Source organism: Serratia sp. J2 (genome assembly GCF_046269175.1).
GTDB classification, from domain to species: Bacteria; Pseudomonadota; Gammaproteobacteria; order Enterobacterales; family Enterobacteriaceae; genus Chania; species Chania fonticola_C.
In genome coordinates this window covers 26,123-48,163 of the sequence record NZ_JBKABN010000008.1, presented here as the reverse complement: position 1 = coordinate 48,163, position 22,041 = coordinate 26,123, and the positions used below count along the sequence as shown (strand labels likewise).

The 22,041-nt window shown below is 52.5% G+C and carries 20 protein-coding genes; 11 read left to right on the top strand and 9 right to left on the bottom strand.

The features are described 5' to 3' along the window. Positions 1-51 precede the first annotated feature (51 nt). The 4 genes from ACKWMY_RS10530 to ACKWMY_RS10515 all read left to right on the top strand — a co-directional run bounded on the left by ACKWMY_RS10530 (position 52) and on the right by ACKWMY_RS10515 (position 2,019). A complete protein-coding gene (locus ACKWMY_RS10530; RefSeq protein WP_161738622.1) occupies positions 52-231 on the top strand; it encodes a hypothetical protein in 180 nt (59 codons plus the stop codon). A gap of 14 nt (positions 232-245) precedes the next feature. Then, entirely contained in the window at positions 246-338 is a 93-nt protein-coding gene (mgtS, locus tag ACKWMY_RS10525; protein ID WP_138106290.1) for a protein MgtS, read from the top strand. Next, positions 338-505, top strand: a complete 168-nt coding sequence (locus ACKWMY_RS10520; RefSeq protein ID WP_158006201.1) for a hypothetical protein — start codon at positions 338-340, stop codon at positions 503-505. The genes mgtS and ACKWMY_RS10520 overlap by 1 nt, the downstream gene beginning before the upstream one ends. Before the next feature lie 149 nt (positions 506-654). Further along, positions 655-2,019 (top strand): cation-efflux pump, encoded by a 1,365-nt coding sequence (locus ACKWMY_RS10515; protein WP_409486272.1) that lies wholly within the window; start codon positions 655-657, stop codon positions 2,017-2,019. Positions 2,020-2,096: 77 nt separating this feature from the next. Here ACKWMY_RS10515 and ACKWMY_RS10510 read toward each other — a convergent pair whose 3' ends face one another. After that, positions 2,097-3,437 (bottom strand): amidohydrolase family protein, encoded by a 1,341-nt coding sequence (locus tag ACKWMY_RS10510; RefSeq protein WP_409486271.1) that lies wholly within the window; start codon positions 3,435-3,437, stop codon positions 2,097-2,099. 350 nt (positions 3,438-3,787) lie between these two features. Here ACKWMY_RS10510 and ACKWMY_RS10505 point away from each other — a divergent pair, with 350 nt between their 5' ends. After that, the gene (locus ACKWMY_RS10505) at positions 3,788-5,335 is read left to right on the top strand and encodes a hypothetical protein (protein ID WP_074030211.1); all 1,548 of its coding nucleotides are present in this window, start codon (positions 3,788-3,790) and stop codon (positions 5,333-5,335) included. A 43-nt stretch (positions 5,336-5,378) separates the two neighbouring features. Here ACKWMY_RS10505 and ACKWMY_RS10500 read toward each other — a convergent pair whose 3' ends face one another. From ACKWMY_RS10500 to ACKWMY_RS10490, 3 genes are read right to left on the bottom strand one after another with little or no spacing between them, the layout of a single operon-like run. Next, positions 5,379-6,596, bottom strand: coding sequence for an N-acetylglucosamine-6-phosphate deacetylase (locus tag ACKWMY_RS10500; RefSeq protein ID WP_409486270.1), 1,218 nt, complete (start codon positions 6,594-6,596; stop codon positions 5,379-5,381). After that, the gene (locus tag ACKWMY_RS10495) at positions 6,589-7,941 is read right to left on the bottom strand and encodes an adenylosuccinate lyase family protein (protein ID WP_024527647.1); all 1,353 of its coding nucleotides are present in this window, start codon (positions 7,939-7,941) and stop codon (positions 6,589-6,591) included. Before ACKWMY_RS10495 ends, ACKWMY_RS10500 begins: the two co-directional genes overlap by 8 nt. A 12-nt stretch (positions 7,942-7,953) precedes the next feature. Further along, positions 7,954-9,519: a PTS transporter subunit EIIC gene (locus ACKWMY_RS10490; protein WP_024527648.1), complete on the bottom strand. Its 1,566-nt coding sequence runs from the start codon at positions 9,517-9,519 to the stop codon at positions 7,954-7,956. 302 nt (positions 9,520-9,821) lie between these two features. Between ACKWMY_RS10490 and ACKWMY_RS10485 the strand changes: the two genes are divergently transcribed. From ACKWMY_RS10485 to ACKWMY_RS10475, 3 genes are read left to right on the top strand one after another with little or no spacing between them, the layout of a single operon-like run. Next, positions 9,822-10,856: a glycosyltransferase family 9 protein gene (locus ACKWMY_RS10485; protein ID WP_074030208.1), complete on the top strand. Its 1,035-nt coding sequence runs from the start codon at positions 9,822-9,824 to the stop codon at positions 10,854-10,856. Positions 10,857-10,878: 22 nt separating this feature from the next. Next, positions 10,879-11,373 (top strand): molybdopterin-dependent oxidoreductase, encoded by a 495-nt coding sequence (locus ACKWMY_RS10480; protein WP_024527650.1) that lies wholly within the window; start codon positions 10,879-10,881, stop codon positions 11,371-11,373. Then, entirely contained in the window at positions 11,370-13,157 is a 1,788-nt protein-coding gene (locus tag ACKWMY_RS10475; RefSeq protein ID WP_409486269.1) for a hybrid sensor histidine kinase/response regulator, read from the top strand. Before ACKWMY_RS10480 ends, ACKWMY_RS10475 begins: the two co-directional genes overlap by 4 nt. Here the strand turns inward: ACKWMY_RS10475 and ACKWMY_RS10470 are convergent. Together ACKWMY_RS10470 and ACKWMY_RS10465 are read right to left on the bottom strand one after the other, a co-directional pair. Next, a complete protein-coding gene (locus ACKWMY_RS10470) occupies positions 13,147-13,998 on the bottom strand; it encodes a helix-turn-helix domain-containing protein (RefSeq protein WP_409486268.1) in 852 nt (283 codons plus the stop codon). The genes ACKWMY_RS10475 and ACKWMY_RS10470 overlap by 11 nt on opposite strands. 409 nt (positions 13,999-14,407) lie before the next feature. After that, positions 14,408-14,944, bottom strand: a complete 537-nt coding sequence (locus ACKWMY_RS10465) for a TetR/AcrR family transcriptional regulator (RefSeq protein ID WP_233169560.1) — start codon at positions 14,942-14,944, stop codon at positions 14,408-14,410. Between the two features lie 385 nt (positions 14,945-15,329). Here ACKWMY_RS10465 and ACKWMY_RS10460 point away from each other — a divergent pair, with 385 nt between their 5' ends. Further along, positions 15,330-16,550: a Tm-1-like ATP-binding domain-containing protein gene (locus tag ACKWMY_RS10460; RefSeq protein ID WP_409486311.1), complete on the top strand. Its 1,221-nt coding sequence runs from the start codon at positions 15,330-15,332 to the stop codon at positions 16,548-16,550. A gap of 70 nt (positions 16,551-16,620) precedes the next feature. Here ACKWMY_RS10460 and spy read toward each other — a convergent pair whose 3' ends face one another. Beyond that, positions 16,621-17,124, bottom strand: a complete 504-nt coding sequence (gene spy, locus ACKWMY_RS10455; RefSeq protein WP_024527655.1) for an ATP-independent periplasmic protein-refolding chaperone Spy — start codon at positions 17,122-17,124, stop codon at positions 16,621-16,623. A 411-nt stretch (positions 17,125-17,535) separates the two neighbouring features. On the opposite strand from spy, the gene pdeR reads away from it, so the two are divergent. Further along, positions 17,536-19,527 carry a cyclic di-GMP phosphodiesterase gene (gene pdeR / locus ACKWMY_RS10450; RefSeq protein ID WP_261161056.1) on the top strand — a complete coding sequence of 664 codons (1,992 nt, stop codon included), beginning with the start codon at positions 17,536-17,538 and terminating at the stop codon, positions 19,525-19,527. Between the two features lie 19 nt (positions 19,528-19,546). Here pdeR and ACKWMY_RS10445 read toward each other — a convergent pair whose 3' ends face one another. Next, on the bottom strand, positions 19,547-20,413 hold the full coding sequence (locus ACKWMY_RS10445; RefSeq protein ID WP_024527657.1) for a crotonase/enoyl-CoA hydratase family protein: 867 nt from the start codon (positions 20,411-20,413) through the stop codon (positions 19,547-19,549). 320 nt (positions 20,414-20,733) lie between these two features. Between ACKWMY_RS10445 and yhjD the strand changes: the two genes are divergently transcribed. Next, complete coding sequence (gene yhjD / locus ACKWMY_RS10440) at positions 20,734-21,729, top strand: inner membrane protein YhjD (protein WP_024527658.1); 996 nt, start codon at positions 20,734-20,736, stop codon at positions 21,727-21,729. 22 nt (positions 21,730-21,751) lie between these two features. Here yhjD and ACKWMY_RS10435 read toward each other — a convergent pair whose 3' ends face one another. Further along, on the bottom strand, positions 21,752-21,898 hold the full coding sequence (locus ACKWMY_RS10435; protein ID WP_409486267.1) for a hypothetical protein: 147 nt from the start codon (positions 21,896-21,898) through the stop codon (positions 21,752-21,754). Positions 21,899-22,041: the final 143 nt, after the last annotated feature.

The window sequence follows — 22,041 nt, the reverse complement described above, 5'->3', positions numbered from 1 at the left end:
GTTTACTCCCCTATGCGATGCACTGTTGAAGTTTAAACAGCAATAGGGTCAATGACTTCCAGACTCCTCAGCAATGACCGCTACCGCGCCAGCAGCACAGGCGGGCCAGCCATTGCTAACTCTTTGAACGCTGACTTTTTCACCGCCGCAGATACCCTGACGGTGAATGAAGCCAGAGACTACGTTGCACACTTACTTTTAACCACAGAGGTCGTTATCGATTACAGTTAACCGAGGATAAAATTATGGGAAATATGATGTTTTTTATGGGATTTTTGTTTTTCATCAGCTCAATGGGACTGATCGCAGCCTATCTGAGCACCAAATGGGATGACTAATGAACGAAAAAGATCCGCCTAGCATCATCCTCCCCGTAGCCTCATCAATCATTGCGGGGAGGATGAATAACCGCAATAAACTGACGGTATTTACCGCGCGTGATAATGATGATGATTTTTATTCTTGGGTTGCTGTACGCTATTTTTATGATCTCGGCAGGTATTAATGAGATTTATCTGCACTCCACCGGTCAAACTGCATTTCTTTCCTGTTTATTGCTGACAGCTACCGCAAGCTTACTGCTCGTCGCTTTTGTCTGGCAATGTTCCGTAAAAACCAAACGCTGATTTTTTTAATTCAACTATGAGCTGTGCTATGCAAAATAAAAAACAGGCCGTCGCCAGAAACTCGATGATTATCAGTGGATTGTTGGCGTTAGGTAAGTTTATCGCAGGTATATTTACCGGCAGTATTGGCCTGATATCCGAAGGTATCCATTCATTTACCGACTTTATTGCCACCAGCATCACCTGGTGGGCGGTGAGAGTCAGCGATAAACCTGCTGATGATGACCATCACTTCGGTCATGGCAAAGTCGAGAATCTGGCTGCACTGTTTGAGGTACTCCTTTTGTTGGCGGCCGGGGGTTGGATCATCTTTGAAGCAGTGCGCAGCTTGATAGGTGAGGCAAACCAGATTGTGGCTGCACCGGTAGTGATTGCGGTACTGCTGGTGTCCATTGTGGTTGACTTCTTCCGTGTCCGGGCCTTAAACCGCGTGGCCAAGGCCACCAACAGCGCGGCTCTGGAAGCCGATGCTCTGCATTTTTTCTCCGATATGCTGTCTTCTGGTGTGGTGCTGTTGGGCATGGTTTTTGTGCTATTTGGTTTTGCCCGTGCGGATGCGCTGGCAGCACTGATCGTCGCCTGCTTTATCCTGACTGCCGCCTTGAAACTAGGGAAACGCTCCTTTGATTCCCTGATTGATACTGCACCGGCTGGTACGCGGGAAGATATCGCTACCCTGCTCAACGATTTCCCAGCGGTGTTGTCTACGGAGAATATTCGCCTGCGCAGTGGCGGAGCCACGCTGTTTATCGAGGTGAGTGTTGGGGTATGCCGCACGCTACCGCTTGAGCGGATCAAGGAGTTGAAGCAGACCGTTACCGCCAAACTTGAACAGCAATATGCCAACTCGGAAGTGAGGGTGATTGCCATCCCTCAAGCCAGAAGTGATGAAGATCTGGCAACCCGTATTCGCATGCTGGCCGCCAACCATGGGGCAGTCGTACAGAGTCTTTCACTACAACAATTGGCAGACCGTGTGGCGATCGGTATGGATCTGTTGGTTCCGGCCAATGCCAGCGTAGAGCAGGCGCATGATATTGCCAGCGAGGTGGAGGAGGCTTTACGCCAGACGTTGGGCGAAAATACGGAGATCGAAACCCACCTGGAGCCCCAGATGCTGGATTGGCTGGCTAGCCAGGATGTGGAACACGGCGAACTGGCGAAGATTGAACAAGCATTGACGGTTTCAGCGAAAAACAGCGGATTGGTGCAAGACATCCATGATATCCGGGCGCGAGAAACGCCACAGGGCGTGATTGTGAATTTTCACTGTCGGGCCCTTCCGGCCTTGTCGATTTCTGCGGTGCACGATGCGGTGGACCATATTGAACGGCAATTGAGAATGCAATTCCCGCTGGTATCGCGGGTGGTTGGGCATGTTGAACCGCTGTGATCCCTCACAGCGGAATGATTTGTCAAAACGCGGAAAGGGCTAATTCAATTAGCCCTTTCTTTGCCTTATAAGAAAACTCACTTAGCCACCAGCTGGTTTTTTACTATCTGGCCGTCTTTCATAATGACAGTCAGGTTTTTGCCAGGATTGGCCAGCAGGCCGATATCAGCTATCGGATCGCCGTTGACCAGTAATAAGTCGGCTAAAGCGCCGACTTCGATAACGCCCAGTTTTCCTGGATAGGGGTTGCGGCGATCTGATAGTGCCAACAATTTTGCATTATCAGCCGTCGCCATTTTGAGCACTTCGGCTGGGGTGTACCACCGCGTCATGGTAGAAAGCTGAGAGCCTTGCCTGGCTGCCAAATTGGCATCAAATAACACGTCCGTGCCAAATGCGACTTTCACACCGTATTTTTTTGCCAAGCGATAGGCATTATCCGTTCCGGCAAACACTTGTGCTGCCCTGGCTTGTCCGGCTGCATCGGGCAGTTGATTGGCGTTTTCATCAGCCAAAAAAGGTTGCAGACTCCACCATGTTCCCGTATCTGCCATCAGCTTTGCCGTTGCATCATCGACTAGTTGACCATGTTCAATCACTTTTGCACCAGCCTGAATGGCATTACGAATGGCTTCGGGGGTATATGCATGGACTGTCACATAGGTCCCCCAATTCGCCGCTGCCTCAACTGCGGCGTGAATTTCATCGACGCTAAGCTGTACCGTATCTATCGGGCCATAGGGAGAAGATACGCCCCCGCCCCCGGTCAGCTTTATCTGGCTGGCTCCTTGCAATAATTGCTCTCTGGTACGCTTGCGAACCTCATCGGGTGAATCCGCTATCGCTGATATGCCAACTCGCTCTGGATAGCTCAATTGATCAGGGGTAGACGGTATCTCTGAAAGCATACGAAAATCACCATGCCCCCCCGTTTGTGAAATCATTGCCCCCGATGGCCAGATGCGTGGTCCTTTGATGACGCCATTATCAATAGCGAGTTTTAAGCCAAACGCTGGACCACCCAAATCGCGAACGCTGGTAAATCCACGCATAAGTGTTGACTCTGCTTCAGCACCGGCCAGCAAAGTAATAAAAGTTAACGGAGCCATTGATGCCTGTGCCATGGTAGGGCGCACCATAAAGGTATGCCAGTGAGCATCGATAAGGCCAGGCATCAATGTTTGACCATTACCAGCGATATGCACTGCATCAGTGGGTGAACTAATCGCTTGAGAAGAAATTTGAGTAATTTTATTGCCTTCAACGGCCACATTCATCTTGGCAGTTAAACTTGTGCCGTCAAAGATCCGCACATCCTCGAAGATGGTCATTGTCGATTGAGCAACGGATAATGAGGGTTGGAGCAGGAGGCCGGTCAAACATGTGGCCAAGAATGTTCTTTTGATTGAATCTAACATCAGTAATGCCCTCTCGGATCCCTGTACCAGATAGTGTTTATTATTCATAACCGATAGATTCTTCCTCTGAGATCCAAAAAGAGCACGGGAAGACTTTAGTCTCGATAGAGTTTAGAACTTTTTTATCTGATGAGTGAAAAACCCCCCATTAAAATGCAATGTATTAATTCTTTTCAGACAAAACTAATCGCTTTCTAGGGAGAGGAAAATAGCTGGCAGCGATAGAATACTGGAAGTGATAATCAGAGCCGAGAAGGTTGTTGCAACCGCTCCACCCAGCTCACAGACAACACTCACCATTTTCTATACTCTCAGCTATCCGACTCCAGACCAGACGTTGAGATGCCTTGGTGAACAGTTTTGACCTGTCATTGTTGAAATATATTCAGGAACACAGCCCGGTGTTAATCGAGGATGTCACCTCCAGGTTTGGTAAAACCACGTCGACGCTGAAGCGCTCCATGAAGGAGATCAACGAGTTCCTGGAACCAGATTGCCACCTGCATATCGATGGGCAGTGGATTGTCACGGCAATCGGCTACCGGGAATATATCGCCTTTCTGGAACAGATCCCGTTTAACCGCTACATCACCACCGCCGATGAACGCATTAAAGATCTCAGCGTGGCGCTCTGCCTACAGGACGTAGTAAACAAAAGCGAGTATTACCGCAAGTTTAACGTCAGCCCAACCACGCTCAAAAACGATAACCAGGCGCTGTCGGCATTTTTACAGGCCAATCATCTCTCCATCACCGCCATTCCCAAACAGGGTTCGCGGATGGATGGTGACGAGATCCTGCTACGCATCGCTATTTGCCTGACGATCCTGAAAACCATTGAGATCGGCGAAGATCACCTGCTGGTGCCGCACAAAGCCAACGAGCCGATTAACCGCTCCATTGCCACGCAGTTCTTAAAGGTGTGCCAACAGGAAATCAGCGCCGCCGCCGAACTGTACCAACGGCGGCTGAGCCAGCGGATCACGCTGGGCTATAACAGCAAAAAATACTTTCTGGTGTATATGAGCATTGCGCTACATCGCATGCGGCGCGGGCATTTCATCACCCACAGCGATAACCTGAGCTTTATTCAATCCTCTGACTTTGGGTTGCTGGATGGCGAGCACGAAAACCGCTTTCTTGATCTGCTGATTTCATCGCTGACCTACACCTGGCGGCCATTCGATATCTATGATCCCACGCTGATTACGCTCGTTGGCCACCTTTGTGAAACCCTGACCCCGTTGCTGCGGGCAGAAATCCACAACCGTTCGCCCTTCTTCGCCGAGATCTACCAGTTCGTCTATTCGACCATCGTACAAAACAAGTTCAATCTCTATTTTGACGATAAAAAGCTGCATCAGGTGCAGACCCGGCACGCCCTGCTCTATCAGGGCGTCACCCAGGCTACCGCGCCCATCGCGCAACACTATCAAACCACCTTTTCGCCGGTGCATCTGTCCACGCTGGTGTTGATCCTGAAGAAATACGAGCTGCAAAACCGAGTCCACAGCGAGGAGAAAAAACGCGTCATTATCGTGACCAACTCTTCGGAAAGTAAGGTGGGCTATTTCAAGGAGGTGTTGAAGTCGCACTTCCATATTGAGATTGTCGGCTACATGAATATCAATGAGTTGCACACGCTCGAACGGATCCCGTTTGATTTGCTGATCACCTTTACCAATAAAATCTCGAGCTATCTGAGGTATTATCAGTTGGATTACATCAAGGTGAATTTCTATCTCAGCCGCGATGATATCTCGCTGCTCAGCCAGCACGGGCTTTCCCGGGCGAAGAAGAAGATCCCGGCACAGGGGTTTATTCAGGAGATTGAGGGATTGGATCGTCAACAGCTGCGTGCCTTGTTGGAACGGCAATATCCAGATTATTTCATCTGATAAGGTGGCAATAAATGGGCGCAGTATGCAGCGCCCATCGTGCCTAAGCGTTTAGCTGGGTTTGACGCAGTCCTCGGCAGTAGACTTCTACCAACTCCAGCCCTTCATTCAGCACCAGAATATCGGCATCTTTCCCCGGGCAAAGTGACCCTTTCCGGCTCTGCGCACCCGCCAGAAACGCCGGGTTTTCGCAAGCAATACTGGCGACGGACACCAGGCCATTATCCAGACGATCGATGATATTCTTCACCGAGTCGAGAAAGTTCATCTCCAGTCGCTGCACCGCATCATAGTCGCAAGGGCAAACGTGGCGCGTATCGCCACCGTCTGAGGTAATCTCTAACTGCCCCTGTTTGATACGGAAGGTCTCTTTGCGCAGGTAATGGTGAAACTCATAGCCTTCCGGGAAATCGACATAGCCCATACAGTCACTCATCAGCACCATGCGCCGATCGCGTTTCAGGCGATAAAGCAGGTCAAATGCCTCCGGCTTGATGGTGATGCCGCTCTGTTTCGCAACTTCCGCATAGGTATCCTGATAGTACATCAGCGCACCAACCACCCCGAGCTCACGGTGATGGAAGCCACGCATCCCGCTATAAGCGTGGGTGAAGTGATTTAATCCCGCCTCTATCGCTGCCGTAACCTCAGCAAAGGTGGCATCGGTATGCCCTGCCGACGCGGTGATCCCCTGCGCCCGCAGATGGCGAATCAAATCCAACGCCCCTTCCAGCTCTGGCGCTAACGTCATCAGGCGGATGTTACGGCCCGCCAGATGGTTAAAACGCTCGAATCCCTCAACGTTTGGCCGTTGCAGGCAGTCGGCTCGCTGCATACCGAGATGTTTTTCACTGATGTAAGGGCCTTCCATATGGATACCGATGGCTTCGGCTCCGTTCGCTGGCGTTGCCGTGGCAATATAGTTGGCTGCCTCCATTAACGACGTCTCAAGGAAATCATTTGGCATCGTGCCGGAGGTGGGCAGGTAAGAAGTGACACCAGCCTTGATCAAATCGTGGCTCATCCACTTCAGCGACGCCTTATTGCCCTTGTAGCCGAACGAACCCCGCCCCCAACCGTGCACATGGATATCGACAAAGCCGGGCATGATGATCCGCTCGCTATGGTCGATGCAGCTACCGGAAAAGTGGCTGACAAACCCGCTGATTTGCCCTTGCTGCACCAATAGATAACCGGCCTTGATACCGTCGGGGAACACGATCCGGTTGGATTTGATAACTCCGGAGCGCTGGTCATCCATGGCTTCTCTCCAAGACCCTGTCTGCCAGTTCATCGGCCAAGACGGCGCAAAGGCCAGTATAAGCACCGGGATCCAGCAGCTCCGCAATCTCCTGCGCCGTGAAGTTTTCGGCCATGACCGGATCCTGGCTTAGTATTTCACCGTATTCGAGGTGTTCATGGGTGCTACGCATCGCCATGGTGTAAACCAGCTCATGGGCCGGATCCTTACCCAGCTTATCCACCAGCTTCATCATGATTTTCTCGCTGTTGATCAGCCCGTGCGTCAGCATCACGTTTTCATGCATCCGCTCAGGGTTAATCACCAGCGTGCGCGTCAGCTCCTCCGCACGCAGGATAATCTCGGCCATCAGCTCAATGCTTTCCTGTAGGCTGGCATCAAAGATAAAATAAGCCGAGCTGTCCGCCTCAAACGGCCTTGGACAGACGTAGAGCACCGCCGTCATCACCGAATACAGCTTCTGGGCGTTGGCAATGATACCCTTTGCCAGCTTGGGATTAACCTTCTGCGGCATGGTGCTGCTACCCACGGTGCCTTTGGTGAACGCCTCGGAGACTTCGCCAAACTCCTCGCTGGACGTCTGATAGACCTCTTCAGCAATTTTATGCAGGGTGGTTGCCAGCAAACACAGGTTGCTGATGTACTCGGCGCGGAACACTCTGGCATTACGCGAAGGCACCAGCATCGAATGCATCCCGAGCTGTTCGGCGACCAGATCCTGCACCGTTCTGCCCGCTTCCCCCGTGGCGTGAAAGGCTCCCACGGCCCCGCCCATCATCACGGTGAAGACACGCTTTTCCGCCTCCTGCATGCGTTCCACCGCTGCCAGCAGCTCATAAATCCACACGGAAACCTTATAACCATAGGTGATAGGCAAGGCATGTTTGCCGTGGGTGCGCCCCGCCATCAGGGTATTTTTATGTGCCTTTGCCAGGCGAGCCAGATTGACCAACGTGTCATCGACAAACTTCATCAGATGACGGTGGAATTTCTGCACGATCAACAGATGGGCCGTCTGTTGAATGTTTTGGGTCGTCACGCCGTAGTGCACGTACTTGCCGCTTTCTGCATCGCAAGCCTTGACCAACACCTTGATCACCGGCACAAACCCGTGGCCAATCTGGCGCATCAAACGGTCGATCTCCGCCAGATCGATCCGCTCCAACTGGCAGTTGGCGGCGATATTTTCTGCCGCAGCAACAGGGATCATACCGACCTTAGCCTGCGCCATCGCCAGAGCCCCTTCCACATCGAGCCACGACTGTACTCTGGCCTCGTGGGTGAACAGGTCCTTCATGCCCTGATGATCGATGGTTTTACTTTTGGAATCATAAAGTGCGCGCATGCTGTGTTCCTCTTAACGTTGCTGGATGCCAGCAAGATTGTCGTCTACCGCGTTACGGACAAACTCGACGTGTGGCCCGAAGACGACGTGAATATGATTGCTGGAGGGAATAAAGGTCCCCAATGAACCCGCCTCTTTCAGCAACTCCATGTTCATTAGCTTTTGGTCGCCAAGGTCGATACGCAGCCGTGACACACAGTTTTCTACCCGCTTGATATTCTGCCTGCCGCCCAGTCCCTCTACGACCAGCTCTGCTACCTTGTCGTACTCTTTGTTATTAAGCAGCGCGCTGTCCGCCATCTCTTTCTCGCGCCCTGGCGTTTTGATATCAAACTTGCCAATGGCATAGCGGAACACGCCATAGAACACCACAAAGTTAATCGCGCCCAGCAGCAGCAGGTTCGGCCAGTGGGTGTTTTCGTACATCAGGCCGAAGATGCCGAAGTCAAAGATCGTGCCGCGAATATAGCCAATCGAGACGTCCAACATTTGCAGAGGAATGGTTAGCAGGCCGCACAAGATCGCGTAGACAACAAAGAGCTGCGGTGCAATAAACAGGAAGGAGAACTCGAGCGGCTCGGTGATATTGCCGAGGAATGCCGTCAGCACCACGGTCAGGATCATCCCTTTGGCGAATTTCTTGTTTTTGAAATAGGCCATGTGATACATCGCCAAGCCGATCGCCGGAACGCGGAACAACGTGGTCAGCATCTGCGACGACGCCAGGTAACTGGACAGCGTTGGCATGAACTCATTCCATGCCGGATGGTTGGGCCCCAATTCAAACAGGATCTTGTTCATGGCGGGTAAAATGCCAACGTAGGTTTGCCCATCAATCAGATAGGTGCCGCCCGCTTCGGTAAAGCGTACCGTCGAACTCAGGACATGGTGCAAACCAAACGGGATCAGCAAACGGTTCAGGGTCATGTAGATCCCGGCACCGATGTTCGGTGCCATCATCACGGTCGAGATGCTCCGCATCCCATAGGTAAACACATCCCACACGAATGGGATCAGCAGGCCGACCGGGATGGTGAAGGCAATCGATAGAATGGCGACCGATTTCTTCCCGCTGAAGAAGGCAAAGGCCAACGGCAGTTGCAGCCGATAGAACCGGTCTGTCACCTTGGCGGCAAGCAAACCGGCAATGATCCCTCCCAGCGCCTCTATTTTCAACGTATGAATGCCAAGCACCATGCCCTGCCCGACCAGCGCCATATTCTCCGTCACCAATTGGTCCATCACTTTTAAATGCACGTGCATGGAGATCAGTAAGGTTAGATAGGCGATGACCGAAGCGAAGACCGCAATACCCTTTTCCTTCTTCGACATGCCATAAGCGACCCCCATGGCGAACAGCAATGGGATATTCTGGAACACCACGCTGCTGATTAATCCCACAGAAGAGAGGATCGCCTTGCAGTAGGCATTTCCCAGAAACGGCAGTTTATCGATCATATACGCCTGGCCCAGCGCGCTACAGATCCCCATTAACATCCCCACCGGGGCTAACACGGCGATAGGCAATAATAGGGAACGCCCAAACGTCTGTATTTCGTTTTTAAAGTTGGATTTCATTATCTGGCCCCTGGTTTACTTTACCTCTCTATCAAACAATGCCAGCGCTCCCGCCATCAAGGCCAAATACTGGCTGATTCAAGGCTCATTTTTTGCCCGTCAAAAATCAGGGCTAGGGGCCAATTAACCGGTACGGCAAATCGCCGCCCGGTCATTTTCAGACAGGCGGTTAGCAATAAGGCTTAAACTCCAGTCTTTTTAATGCTATTTCGCTTATTCTCACCTGCAAACCGCGGCGTTTTCTGCCATTCTTTTGCCTATTCCTCCTAGCCTTAGCCGCACCTTCGTAGACAGGACAAATAATGGAAGTGTTAACAAAGGATGAAGTGTTATATCACCGGGGAAGTTTGCTGACAGCAGACGGCGTCATGGTCGCATCATGGGATCTTGAGCAGCAGGAGAGTTTTTCCGGTGATTATTTTAGCCTGGCTGGCTACCGCGGTATCCGCAACGCCGCTGCGGCCCCTTTCAGCGTGGATTATTGTAACGAATCTACCGTGCACATCATTAATGGCATGGGCGTAACGCTGGGCGACTCCATTATTGGCCTGACTGCGATAGAGGCGCTGCGCGAGTTTAATCCCAACCTGCGCACGATTATCTATCGGCCAGGGCGCGCGCCCCACTATGTCGATCAGCTTTATCATCTGGCGGCAGGCGTGGTGGCGGATTTACGTTGGCTGCCGTGGAAGGCGGAGCATGTTCCTGAGCAAGAGCTGTGTATCGATGCCGGTAATCAGCTGTTCTGGCCAGCCTTCACCACGTTGCCGATGATTGATTTCTTCCTGCAGGCGCTGGGCGTTGAACCTGCCGCTATTCCTGCCCGGGCGAAAGCTAACCGCTGGATGCAAAAACTGTGTCTGCCGCCATTACCTGAGCGCTGGCAGAATAAGCCCTACGTGCTGTTTTGCCCCACCGCCAGTACGCCGTTACGCAGCATCCCGGCCAGTGCTCATGTGCCACTGGTGAATGCCCTGTGGGAGAAGTTTGCCTGCCCGGTGCTGGGGTTCGGCGCGGTAGATCATCCGCATTATGTGGATATTCAACCGCTTTCCACCGCTACCGCTGATTTCCTGGCCTGGGTGAAGCATGCCCGCTATGTTCTGACATCGGATACCGCTGCGGTGCATATTGCCGCTGGCTACGATGTACCAACTACCGCCTTCTTTACCTCAATCGCTCCCGAATTGCGGGTGCGAGACTATCCTTTATGTCAGCCTGTCTATTTTGCCATCCCCGAGCTGAACAACGTGCAGGCCAGCGCCAGAAAGCATGACCTGGAGCAGGTCGAACTAGCCTTTACGACCCTGATGCTAAACGAATTGCCGTGGGCCTGATCCCCGGTCTGGAGAACTACCGATGCTGTTGACCGCAATAAGAAATACCGCGTTTGCCCTGCTGGCTTTGGTCATTACCCAAACCAGCGCTCTCAGTTTCACCCTGGAAGTCGGCGGCAAGATTAAAAATACCACCGACGCCGAGAACAAAACCTATGTCTTTACCGATAAAGAGCTGTTTGCCATGCCGGTTCACAGCATCACGACCACCACTTCGTGGACGCCCAGAGTGAAATTCGATGGCGTATTGCTGGCAGATATTTTGGCTAAAGTGGGTGCCGAAGGCACCATGATGACGCTCTACGCACTGAACGATTATTATATTGATGTGCCCATCTCGGACGTGGCTAAATACAACATGATCCTGGCCTACAAAATGGGTGGGGAAATGTTAAAGGTGCGCGATTTCGGGCCGCTGTTTCTGATTTATCCCCGCGATGCCGGGGGCGCGGAGCTCAACTCTCCGCTTTATAACTCGCGCTTTATCTGGCAGATCAACAGGATAGTAATTAAATGAAGTTAGTCCGCTTCAAAGACAGCGGCAGGTTGGCTATTCCGGCCATTTTTGCCGCCTTATTCCTGCTCGCCTCGACGGTGACACTGTATTACTACAGTGCCACCCTGTCCAAAAAAGGGCTGTATGCCGTTGCCGGTACTCAGGAAAACTACTCTTGGTCGATCGCCAAGTTCGCCATCAAGCTGGCGGAATTTGAAACCCTGGTGGAACAGCAAAAAAGCACCCATCAGGTGGATATCGATAACCTGAGGCTAAGGTTCGATATTCTCTATTCTCGCTATTCGGTGCTCGCCCGCCCGTCAGAATCGACCCTGCCGCTGTACCACGAACCTGGCTATCCCGAGCTCGTTGAACGGATGCGCGAAGAAATAACTCGGCTGGATCAGTTGGTCAACAGCCCTCAGGTAGATCTGGGGCTGATTTCGCAGGCCATGCAACAGATCAAACCCTCCGCGATTATGATGGCCAACCTGGCCGACCACGCTGAAGTGAAGCAGCGTACCGGGGCTTACGAAGATTTTATCGAGAAACGGCACATCATCTTTTATGGCCTGGTGATCATTATGTTCTCGGTGATCGCGCTGATTGCCATCACGCTGATCGTGATCCGTCAGCAGCGCCAAACCATCAGCCAACAGTCGAAGGCCATTCGCGTAGAGCAAAAGGCTATCCGCACCAAAAACGCCTTCCTCGGGGCCATCGGACATGAACTGCGTACCTCGCTGCAAAGCATCATGTCCGCTATCGATGTGCTGACCCATACCCGCGTATCCTATGAGCACAAAGATACCTTCCACCGGTTGGAAACCGCCGCCGAGCAGATAGAAAGCCAGATGAAGGATCTCACTGATTATGCACGCCTGGACAGCGGTATGATGGAGCTGCGCATTGTTCCCTTTAATGCCCAGCAGGTGATCGACGAAACGACGGATGAAATCGCCATGCTGACCCATAAACCTGGGGTCAAACTGGTACGTGAAGTGGAGTTCACCCATGCGCAGGTCTATTCCGACCCGCAGCGCCTTCGGCAAATCGTGGTTAACCTGCTGACCAACGCCTTTAAATATACTGAAAGCGGTACCATCACGCTGCACAGTTGCCTGCGTAGCCAACCGGCGGGGAGTTCGTTGCTCATTGAGGTTACGGATACTGGCATCGGTATCGACAATGCCCAGCTACCGCAGATTTTTGAGCCCTTTACCCAGCTCGATCAGTCAAATACTCGCCAATACAGCGGGGTTGGTATGGGATTGGCGATCGTCCACGGCCTGGTCGAATTGCTCGACGGCACGATCACGGTGTACAGCGAAGTGGGAGAAGGCAGCACCTTTATCGTCAGCATTCCCGTTGAGATCAGTGAAGAACAGTTGCCAGAGCAAAGCCCACGTCCTGCAGCAACGCTGTTGAAAAAAGAGCAGCAAATCCTGGTGGTAGACGACAATCCTGCCGCAGGCATGGCCTTTATCGCTCTACTCGACAAGTTGGGCTATCAATATGAGCTGTGTGACTCATCGGAACGTGCGCTGCAAAAGCTGTTGCGGCGGCCTTACGATGCCTTGCTGCTCGATCTGCAAATGCCAGGCATCGATGGTGTGGCAGTGGCGCAACGGCTGCGTGACCAGCGTGGCCCGAACCGTAATATCCCGATTATCGGTATCAGCGCCTATACACTGGAGCTGCTCCCTAGCGAGCAACGCGCCATGTTTGACGATTATCTGATGAAACCGGTACGCATGGAGGCGCTATCCACCTCTCTCACGTCGCTGTTTGTCGCTACAGATTAAAGCACCGTTGCAGTGCGGCTTCGATCACATGGAGCCGCACCGGCTTTTCATACGGGCCTAGCACGTCATAATCACGCATTGCTCTGGCAATCTCTGACTCACGCAAATCAGTGCCCAACTGGCCGGTCAGCACCAGGATCGGCGCATCCGCATGATCGGAAGTGCGAATGGTTTCGATGCATCTCTGCGCCGTCTCATGGCCTATCAACCAATCCACCACGTAGCCATCAAACGGGCTTTTGGCCAGCGCCTGGCAGAAACTGCTGACGTCATAGAAAGCCACGGCGTTGAATCCTTGGCTATTGAGATACTTGGTTAGCTCGTCAGCGGCCTGATGTGCATCATCCAATACCGCAATGCTCAGGCGATCGTCTTCGCTATGGCCGGGGCGGATCTCGATCAATTCGACAGCAAAACTCTTGCCCTGTGGGGCTTCGCTGGCTCGATAAACGATCCACTGCCCTTCCTGCTGCAAGCCAACAAACTCGGCCTGCCTGCTGCCCAATAGTTCGCTGCTAATGTGCGCCACACAAGGTAACGCCACCCCGGCCACAGAAAAGATGGCATCCTGTGCCACAGTGGACCCAACAGGCTCGCTTTCGGGGAGAATGTCGACGATGGACGCCGGCATTTCTCCCAGGGCCAGTGCCACGCTGTTGATTTGTTCCAGCGTCCATGGGCTCTGGCCTTTCAGCTTGCGGTGAGCATGGGAAAAACTCAGATCCAAAATGCGGCTGAGCTCCTTGGCATGTTGTCGCTTGCCGATCCCATGCTGCAAAAAGAGTTCCCTGACCTTGCCTGCAATCGACTGCGAATCGAATTTTTGATGATTGTTAAACATTTTATCCTTCGATATATCTCGCTGATTTTTCAGTCGCTTTGACACCCATACGTACAAAAACGTTATCGAAATCTCGCATACTATACAATCTTAGCCTAATAGCTTGCTTGACATACCATCTTTTATGGTCAAACATGGTATCAGAAGTGATGTATTATAAAAACGATAGTAGAACGATAAGTCAGTAATAACCATACCGACACCAGGGAAATTATAAGCCGGCCACAACACCTGTTTAAAGTATCGACAGGGAGTTGCAAGCTGAGCAAGTTTAACCGCAGAGTTAATTGCTTCACCCCTCGTTAAGCCGGGGCCCGCAAGGGTTCCGGTTTTTTATTTGCCCAAAACCCAATGAAAAGGCCGGAGAACACTCCCCGGCCCGTCAGCATGGCCAACCTCGATCGGCAGATTACCCTCCAGCGTTGGCATCTTCTTCAGCCTGGCGAATGATGGCTTTAGCCATCCACTGGGTCACATCCTGAATATCATCGAGCTCTAAACCCCAAATGTCCTTCAGCACCAGGAACACCTCGGAACCATAAATCAGCGAAAAGGCATGGATCACGCGTTGCAGAGCGTCAGCAGGGAGTTTGTTCTGCAAGGGCTCCACCGCCAGCTTCAACAGCCGCTTGCGATTGCCACGCACAAACTTTTCGCCCGGCGTCGCGTTAGCCCATTGCTGGAGCGAAAGCTGTAACGCCGCACGTAGCGCGCCTTCATGCTGCTCCATCTGCGGATAGGCAAACGCCAACAGTTGATGAATGCGCTTGAGCGCATCGTTATCCTGCGGTTGCCATTCAAGGATCGGCCCCAGGCTTTTCGCCACAACAGCGGAGATCAGGGCACTTTGGGTGGGGAAATAGCGATAAGCGGTGGCACGGGAGACCTGCGCATGCGCCGCTAGCTCTGTAATCGAAGGGAAGACACCACCATCGTAGAGCTCCATCGCACAGGCCAGCAGCAAGCTGCGGGTTTTGGCACGAGTATGTGTCAAAGATTCATCCCGCGGAGCGGGAAATGCGGATATTGGCACGTTTTCCTCGAACTTCCTCGTATCTTCCAACCTTGGAGTCAATACGATAGACAGCCTCACCGACAGATCCTGGCCCATCGGCAGCGTAAAAAATCATAGCTAAGATAGCCAAAAACGGGACACAAGTCTCACTTTAAACAAATTAATGCTTGCAAAAATGATACGGCAGTCTCATTATGACCAACAAATAAACGATAGTACCTTATTGTCCGACACCAGGGTTCACAACCTACAATAAAAAATAGCATTAAAATCAATTTGTTCAGACTTTTGTCTGAACCTTTTTCAGGAACAGATGATGAGCAGCACCCCAGGTTTTGTCTATATTGCTACCACAGCAGATACTAAAGGACAAGAACTGGAATATGTCCGTCATCTGATCGCCAATCTCGATTTACCCGTCATCACCCTCGATCTCTCCACTTCCGGTAAGCCTTCTCTGTATCACGCGGACGTTTCTGCACATGAGATCGCGGGTTACCATCCGGAAGGTGAACAAGCCGTTTTTTGTGCTAATCGCGGGCAGGCGATTGCGGCCATGGCTGTCGCGTTTGAGCGCTTCATACTCTCACGTCGTGATGTTGCTGCGCTGCTCGGTTTGGGCGGGTCTGGTGGCACCGCGATCATCACGCCCGCTATGCAACAGTTGCCCATCGGCCTGCCAAAGCTGATGGTATCGAGTATGGCTGCGGGTGATGTCGCTGGCTATGTCGGCTCCAGCGATATTGCCATGCTGTATTCCGTCACCGATATCGCCGGGCTAAATCGCATTTCACGCAAGGTATTGAGCAATGCCGCCAACCAGATAGCCGGGGCCATCCGCTTTCATATCGATGATGATGCCGACAGCAAACCCGCCACCGGCCTGACCATGTTTGGTGTCACTACGCCTTGTATCAAGGCCGTGACCAGCGCCATTGAGCACGACTGGGATTGCCTGGTGTTTCACGCTACCGGCAGTGGTGGCCAGGCAATGGAAAAGCTGATCGACAGCCGCTTGCTCAACGCCGTATTGGATCTGACCACCACCGAGGTGTGCGACTATCTGTTTGATGGCGTGTTGGCCTGCAACGAAGATCGCTTTGGGGCCATCGCCCGCACTGAGATCCCTGGTGTGATGTCATGCGGAGGGCTGGATATGATCAACTTCGGTCACCCGAAAACCATTCCGGCCCGCTACGCCAATCGTCAATTTTATTGCCACAACAGCCAGGTAACGCTGATGCGCACCACGGCGCAGGAGAATACCCAGTTGGGGCGATGGATTGGCAGCAAGCTGAACGCCTGTGCCGGGGAGGTATGCTTTGTAGTACCGCTGGGGGGCTTTTCAACCTTGGATGCGCCAGGGCAGCCCTTCTGGGATCCACAAGCGCTAGCCGCTTTTGTTCACTCTCTGGAACGGACACTGGTACAGACCGCAAAACGCCGGTTGCTCAAAGTGCCGTACCATATCAACGATCCCCTGTTCGCCGCGATTATTATCGAACAATTTAATGCCATTGCTGCTACGTCTAAATAATCCTGACAGAGAATAAAATAAAAAAAGCCGGGCAAATAACCCGGCATTTTTATTTTGACAGCAATGTTAATTATTCAGCGGCAGGGACATGATCGCGCATTTTTTTCATATGCTCCATCATCTTCTGCTCACGTTTCTGATAATTCTCATTGTATTGTTTTTTCTGCTCTGGCGTTAGCAGGTTATACATTTTGTTTTCCGCTTTGGCGCGTTCCAGCATGTGCTCAGATTGCGCTTTACCGATCGCATCGATCTGGGCTTTTGCCTTGGCTTCGTCGAAGCTTTCCGAAGCGATCATGCTGTGCAGTGCCTGGCGCTCGTCTTTAGCACCCGGGCCGCGTTTTTGATGCGACTCTTTCATGATATCGCGCATCTGCTGGCGCTGCTCGTTGGTCAGGTTCAAGCCAGCAAAAGGACTGTCTCTTTTTGCGTCTTTATAGTGCATCATTTTCACCGGGGCGGCGGTTGTGGCCGATGCGGTTGCCGGGGCGGTAGTTGTGTCGGCTGCGAAGGCGGCAGAAGCAGAACCCAGGGCTAACGTTGAAGCGACAAATAAAGCAGTCAGTTTACGCATAATTATTTCCTTAAAAGTTATTCTTCATCAGGAGCGCCGTACGTTAACAGGCTCACTATCTCGTCGTCGAAAATAATAGTATGCGCATGAATATATAGTAATGCGATGGAGTGTAAATTTTTTAAAATCAAAAATGGTAATATTCGTCAATTATGAATAAATTATGGAGAAGGCGTCTGTTATTTGGAAGATTACATTGCCCAAGCGTAATTATTAGTGTGGCTTTTGTCCACCTCCAGCCAGAGATTAATTTAGCATCCCTAGCCACAACCCTGGCTCAACGAAGCCAAAAACTGATTTTCGCACACTGCGCGGTTCTCTTTTACACTCTATACAGACGTCGTTCACGCGATCCCCATCGTCTTTCAGGTTGCAGCGTAGGGTCCGGCGGTCCCTTTTTGAGGAATGAACATGTTCGCAGACCAAGGCCCGATACTCCTTAACACCCATTTTGGCACCAGCAGCCCTTACTGGCATCTGGCGTTTGACAGTAATGCCCTGCAGTTGACGGCAATCAAAGGCAAAACACACCTTGCCGTGGCCCTCGACGAAATGCAGGCAGCGAAAATCCGCCGTCTGAGCGGGGTCACCGCCAGCCTGGATCTGACCATTCTGCTCAGCGGCCAACCCATCCACCTGCATTTGGTCGGCCGCCGGGTCAATAAATTAGAGTGGGCGGGCACCGCCTCTGCCTATACCGATACCGAGGCCGTGGCACGTGATTTGGTGCACGGCCTATCGTTTGCCGAACAGGTGGTGTCAGAGGCTAATTCCGTCATTGTCATCGTTGACCAACACGGCCGCGTCCAGCGCTTTAACCGCCTGAGCGAAGAGTATACCGGCCTGCAGGAACAGGATGTGATCGGCAAAAACGTCTTCAAGATGTTTATGAGCCCCGAAGAAGCCACAGCATCACGGCGCAATATTGCCACCTTCTTTCGCAACGGGGCCTCCTATGAGGTGGAGCGCTGGATCAAAACGGTCAAAGGCGAGCGGTTATTCCTGTTCCGCAACAAGTTCGTCCACAGCGGCAGCGGCAAAAAAGAGGTGTTCCTGATCTGTTCCGGCACGGATATCACCGAAGAACGCCGCGCCCAGGAACGCCTGCGGCTATTGGCCAATACCGATACCATCACCGGCCTGCCAAACCGCAACGCCATTCAGGATGATATTAACCGGGCGATTAGCGAACGCGGTGACAGCCACATTGGGCTGGTCTATCTCGATCTGGATAACTTCAAAAAAGTGAACGACGCCTATGGGCATATGTTTGGCGATCGCTTGCTGATCGAGGTGTCCCACGCCATTCTCAGTTGCCTGGATCATGGAGAAAAACTTGCCCGTCTGGGAGGCGATGAATTTCTGGTGCTGGTCACCCAGGCCGACCGGATCATGCTGCAAGAGCTGGCACAGCGCATTATCGAACGCTTGCAAATGCCCTTCCGCATCGGCCTGATCGAGGTCTACACCGGCTGTTCGATTGGCATTGCCCTGTGCCCGCAACATGGCCACGATCTGGACAGCCTGATCCGCAGCGCCGATACCGCCATGTACGTTGCCAAGGAACACGGCAAACGCACCTTTATCGTCTTCTCGCCGGAAATGAACCGCCGCGTTGCCGAATACATGTGGCTGGATACCAACCTGCGTAAGGGGCTGGAACAGGAGCAACTGGTGGTGTATTACCAACCCAAGGTCGCAACGCTCAACGGCGCCGTGCATAGCGTAGAGGCGCTGGTCCGCTGGGATTCGCCGGAGCGCGGGCTGATCCCACCATTACAGTTTATCTCCTACGCCGAAGAGTCCGGGCTGATTGCCCCACTTGGCCGCTGGGTGCTGCAAACCGCCGCGAAACAGGCAGCCATTTGGCAACAGCAAGGGTTGAATCTGCGCATCGCGGTTAACCTTTCCGCCAGGCAGTTAGTGGATGACAGCGTGGTAAACGATCTGGTTGAGGTACTGCGAGAAAACCAGCTTTCTCCCTGCACGCTGGACTTTGAGCTGACCGAAAGCAGCCTGATAGAAGATGAAAACCGGGCGCGTGAGGTGATCGCCCGGCTACGGGCCTTGGGTGCACAGGTGCATCTGGATGATTTTGGCACCGGCTACTCCTCTCTGGCCCAGTTGGCACGTATCCCGCTGGACGCCATCAAGCTGGATCAAAGCTTTGTTCGCGGCGTCAATCTGGCCCCGGTATCACAATCATTGATACGCGCCATCGTCGCGGTCGCCGCAGCGCTACAGTTCAAGGTGATTGCCGAAGGGGTTGAGACAGACAGTGAAAATCGCTTCCTGGACTGCGTAGGAGTCGATGAAAAACAAGGATTCCTGTTCGCCCGGCCGATGCTGCCCGAGCAATTGGAACAGTGGCTGAAAACCTATAGCCCGCAATCACCAAAGTGATGCGGGCGTGAATTAACGCTTAGCCAGCGTGACGCTGATTAAGCGTGTGCCGATCCTGCAAGATCACCAACCGCTCAATGTACAGGCGATCCTTCTCCTCGATGGTAAAGGCCGAATGCACCCAATCTTCGGTAATATCCATCAGCTCGGAGCGGGATAACTGCAATACCCGCTGACGCGCGCGCAACATGGCACGCATACCGTTCAGCTTGGGCCTGATGGTGTCGATAAAGGTACGAGTCGCCATATAGGCATCCCCCGGTTGAAACAGCTTATCCACCAGCCCATAGCTTTCGAACCATTCGGCAGTATGAGATTCCCCGCTCCAGATCAGTTCTTCTGCCAGGCGCATGCCTGCCTTGCGGGCTACCAGTGAATAACCACCCATACCGGGAAACAGATTGAAGGCGATTTCTGGGAACCCCATCCGCACATTGTTCTGTGCCAAAACAAAATGGTGCGCCAATGCCGCCTCAAAACCGCCTCCTAGCGCGCTGCCCTCCACCATGGCGATGCTAATGGCCCCAGTATCAAAACCTCGTGCTGCGGCATGCACACAGTCGATACAGGCCCGGGCATACGCCATCATCGCCTCACGCTTGCGGTTTTTGATCGCTTCGGCAAAAAAGCTCAGATCCCCGCCGACGTTAAACATGTTTTGCACCAGCGAGCCGGTGACCCAAAAGTCGAACTGCAACGTCGACTCTTTCGCCGCCTGCGCCAGCGTCATGATGTCTTCTATCAGCGCCTGATTGAAGCAAGGGCGCGGCTCTGCACGCATTAGCATCCACATAATGTGGCGATCTTCCTCGTAATAAGCGGAAAGTTGCGACAGGTTGCCCGCTTCGGTAAATGGGCGACAAGTGGGATGATTGAATAATTTCATAAGACCTTCCATTTTATCTATTGGTTCAGGAGATAACCGTTCCAGCCCCTACGGCTGCAGTAGGCGCATGCCAGATGAAAAAGCGCGCGCCATAAGATGAGTAAAAGCCTTCCTGGCGCTGAGATAGATAAAATTGCAGGGATCCGGCAGAAAATCAGACGTGTGGTGAATAGGACAAAATCGAACAATCTCGCTTGCAGCTGTAGGTAGAGGCCATTATCAGAATTAACCCAATCTCGCTCATAACGGCCAAATCGAGGGCATATTTGGCTATAATCAAGCACATGCCCATTGATTTACCTGAAGGATACCGTGACGTAATGCAGAATAAAGCCGCTCCAGAGCAGCCTGAGGCCATTGAGAAACCGACGATCGCCATCAAAACCGGCAACCAAAAACTGGATAAAGGCCTTTCGGGGTTCGCTCGCCTGATAGAGCGCGTTAAAGCCTGGCCCACCATCGCTCACCTACTGCGAGCCACAGAACGCTTCAACGACCGTCTTGGCAGCCAGTTTGGCGCCGCCATTACTTACTTCTCGTTTCTCTCTCTGATCCCGATCCTGATGGTGTCGTTTGCCGCCGTGGGCTTTGTGCTGGCATCTAACCCGGATTTGCTGGCCGAATTGATCAACAAGATCGTCAATAGCATCAGCGATCCCACCCTGGCCAGTACCTTGAAGAACACGGTAAACACCGCCATTCAGCAACGTACTACCGTCGGCCTGACCGGCCTGGCGCTGGCGCTGTACTCCGGCATCAGTTGGATGGGCAACCTGCGTGAGGCGATCCGCGCCCAATCCCGCGACGTCTGGGAACGCAATCCGCAGGATCAGGAGAAAATCTATTTTCGCTACACCCGCGATTTTATTTCATTAACCGGCCTGGTGGTGGCGCTGATCGTCACGCTGTCGTTAACCTCGATTGCGGGTTCTGCCCAAGCAGCCATCGTGCATGCGTTGGGGCTCGATGGCATTGAATGGCTGCGGCCGGCGATGACATTGATCGCACTGTCGATCTCCATCTTTGCCAACTACCTGCTGTTTCTGTGGATCTTCTGGATGCTGCCGCGCCATAAGCCGAAGAAAAAAGCGCTACTGCGCGGCACGTTAATCGCCGCAATTGGCTTTGAGGCGATCAAGTTTGTGATGACCATGACGCTACCGCAGGTCGCCAAATCGCCTTCCGGTGCCGCCTTTGGCTCGGTGATCGGGCTGATGGCGTTCTTCTACTTTTTTGCCCGCCTGACGCTGTTTTGCGCCGCCTGGATTGCCACGGCAGAGTATAAAGAGGACAAAACCCTGCCGCAGGGCAAGTGAATATCCACCATCAGCATTGCATTCATGCCAGTCGCAAGGTTGTGACTGGTTTTTTATTTCGATAATCAAACCAAAAAGCAGTCAATAGCTCTAAAACAAGACTAACCAACCGGCCAAAACCAGCATAACAAACTACCCTATAACTTTTCTTTTCGCCTTTTCCAGTCATTCTCTCTGCTTATAGCCCACTTCACCACGTTAACGACCATAGAATATCAACTCGTTAAAACATTAGTCTTTTTAACAGTTTATTTGCCAGATAGTACAAAATCTCCCCGTTGAAAAGCCATTTTGCTATGACTAAGATGAATT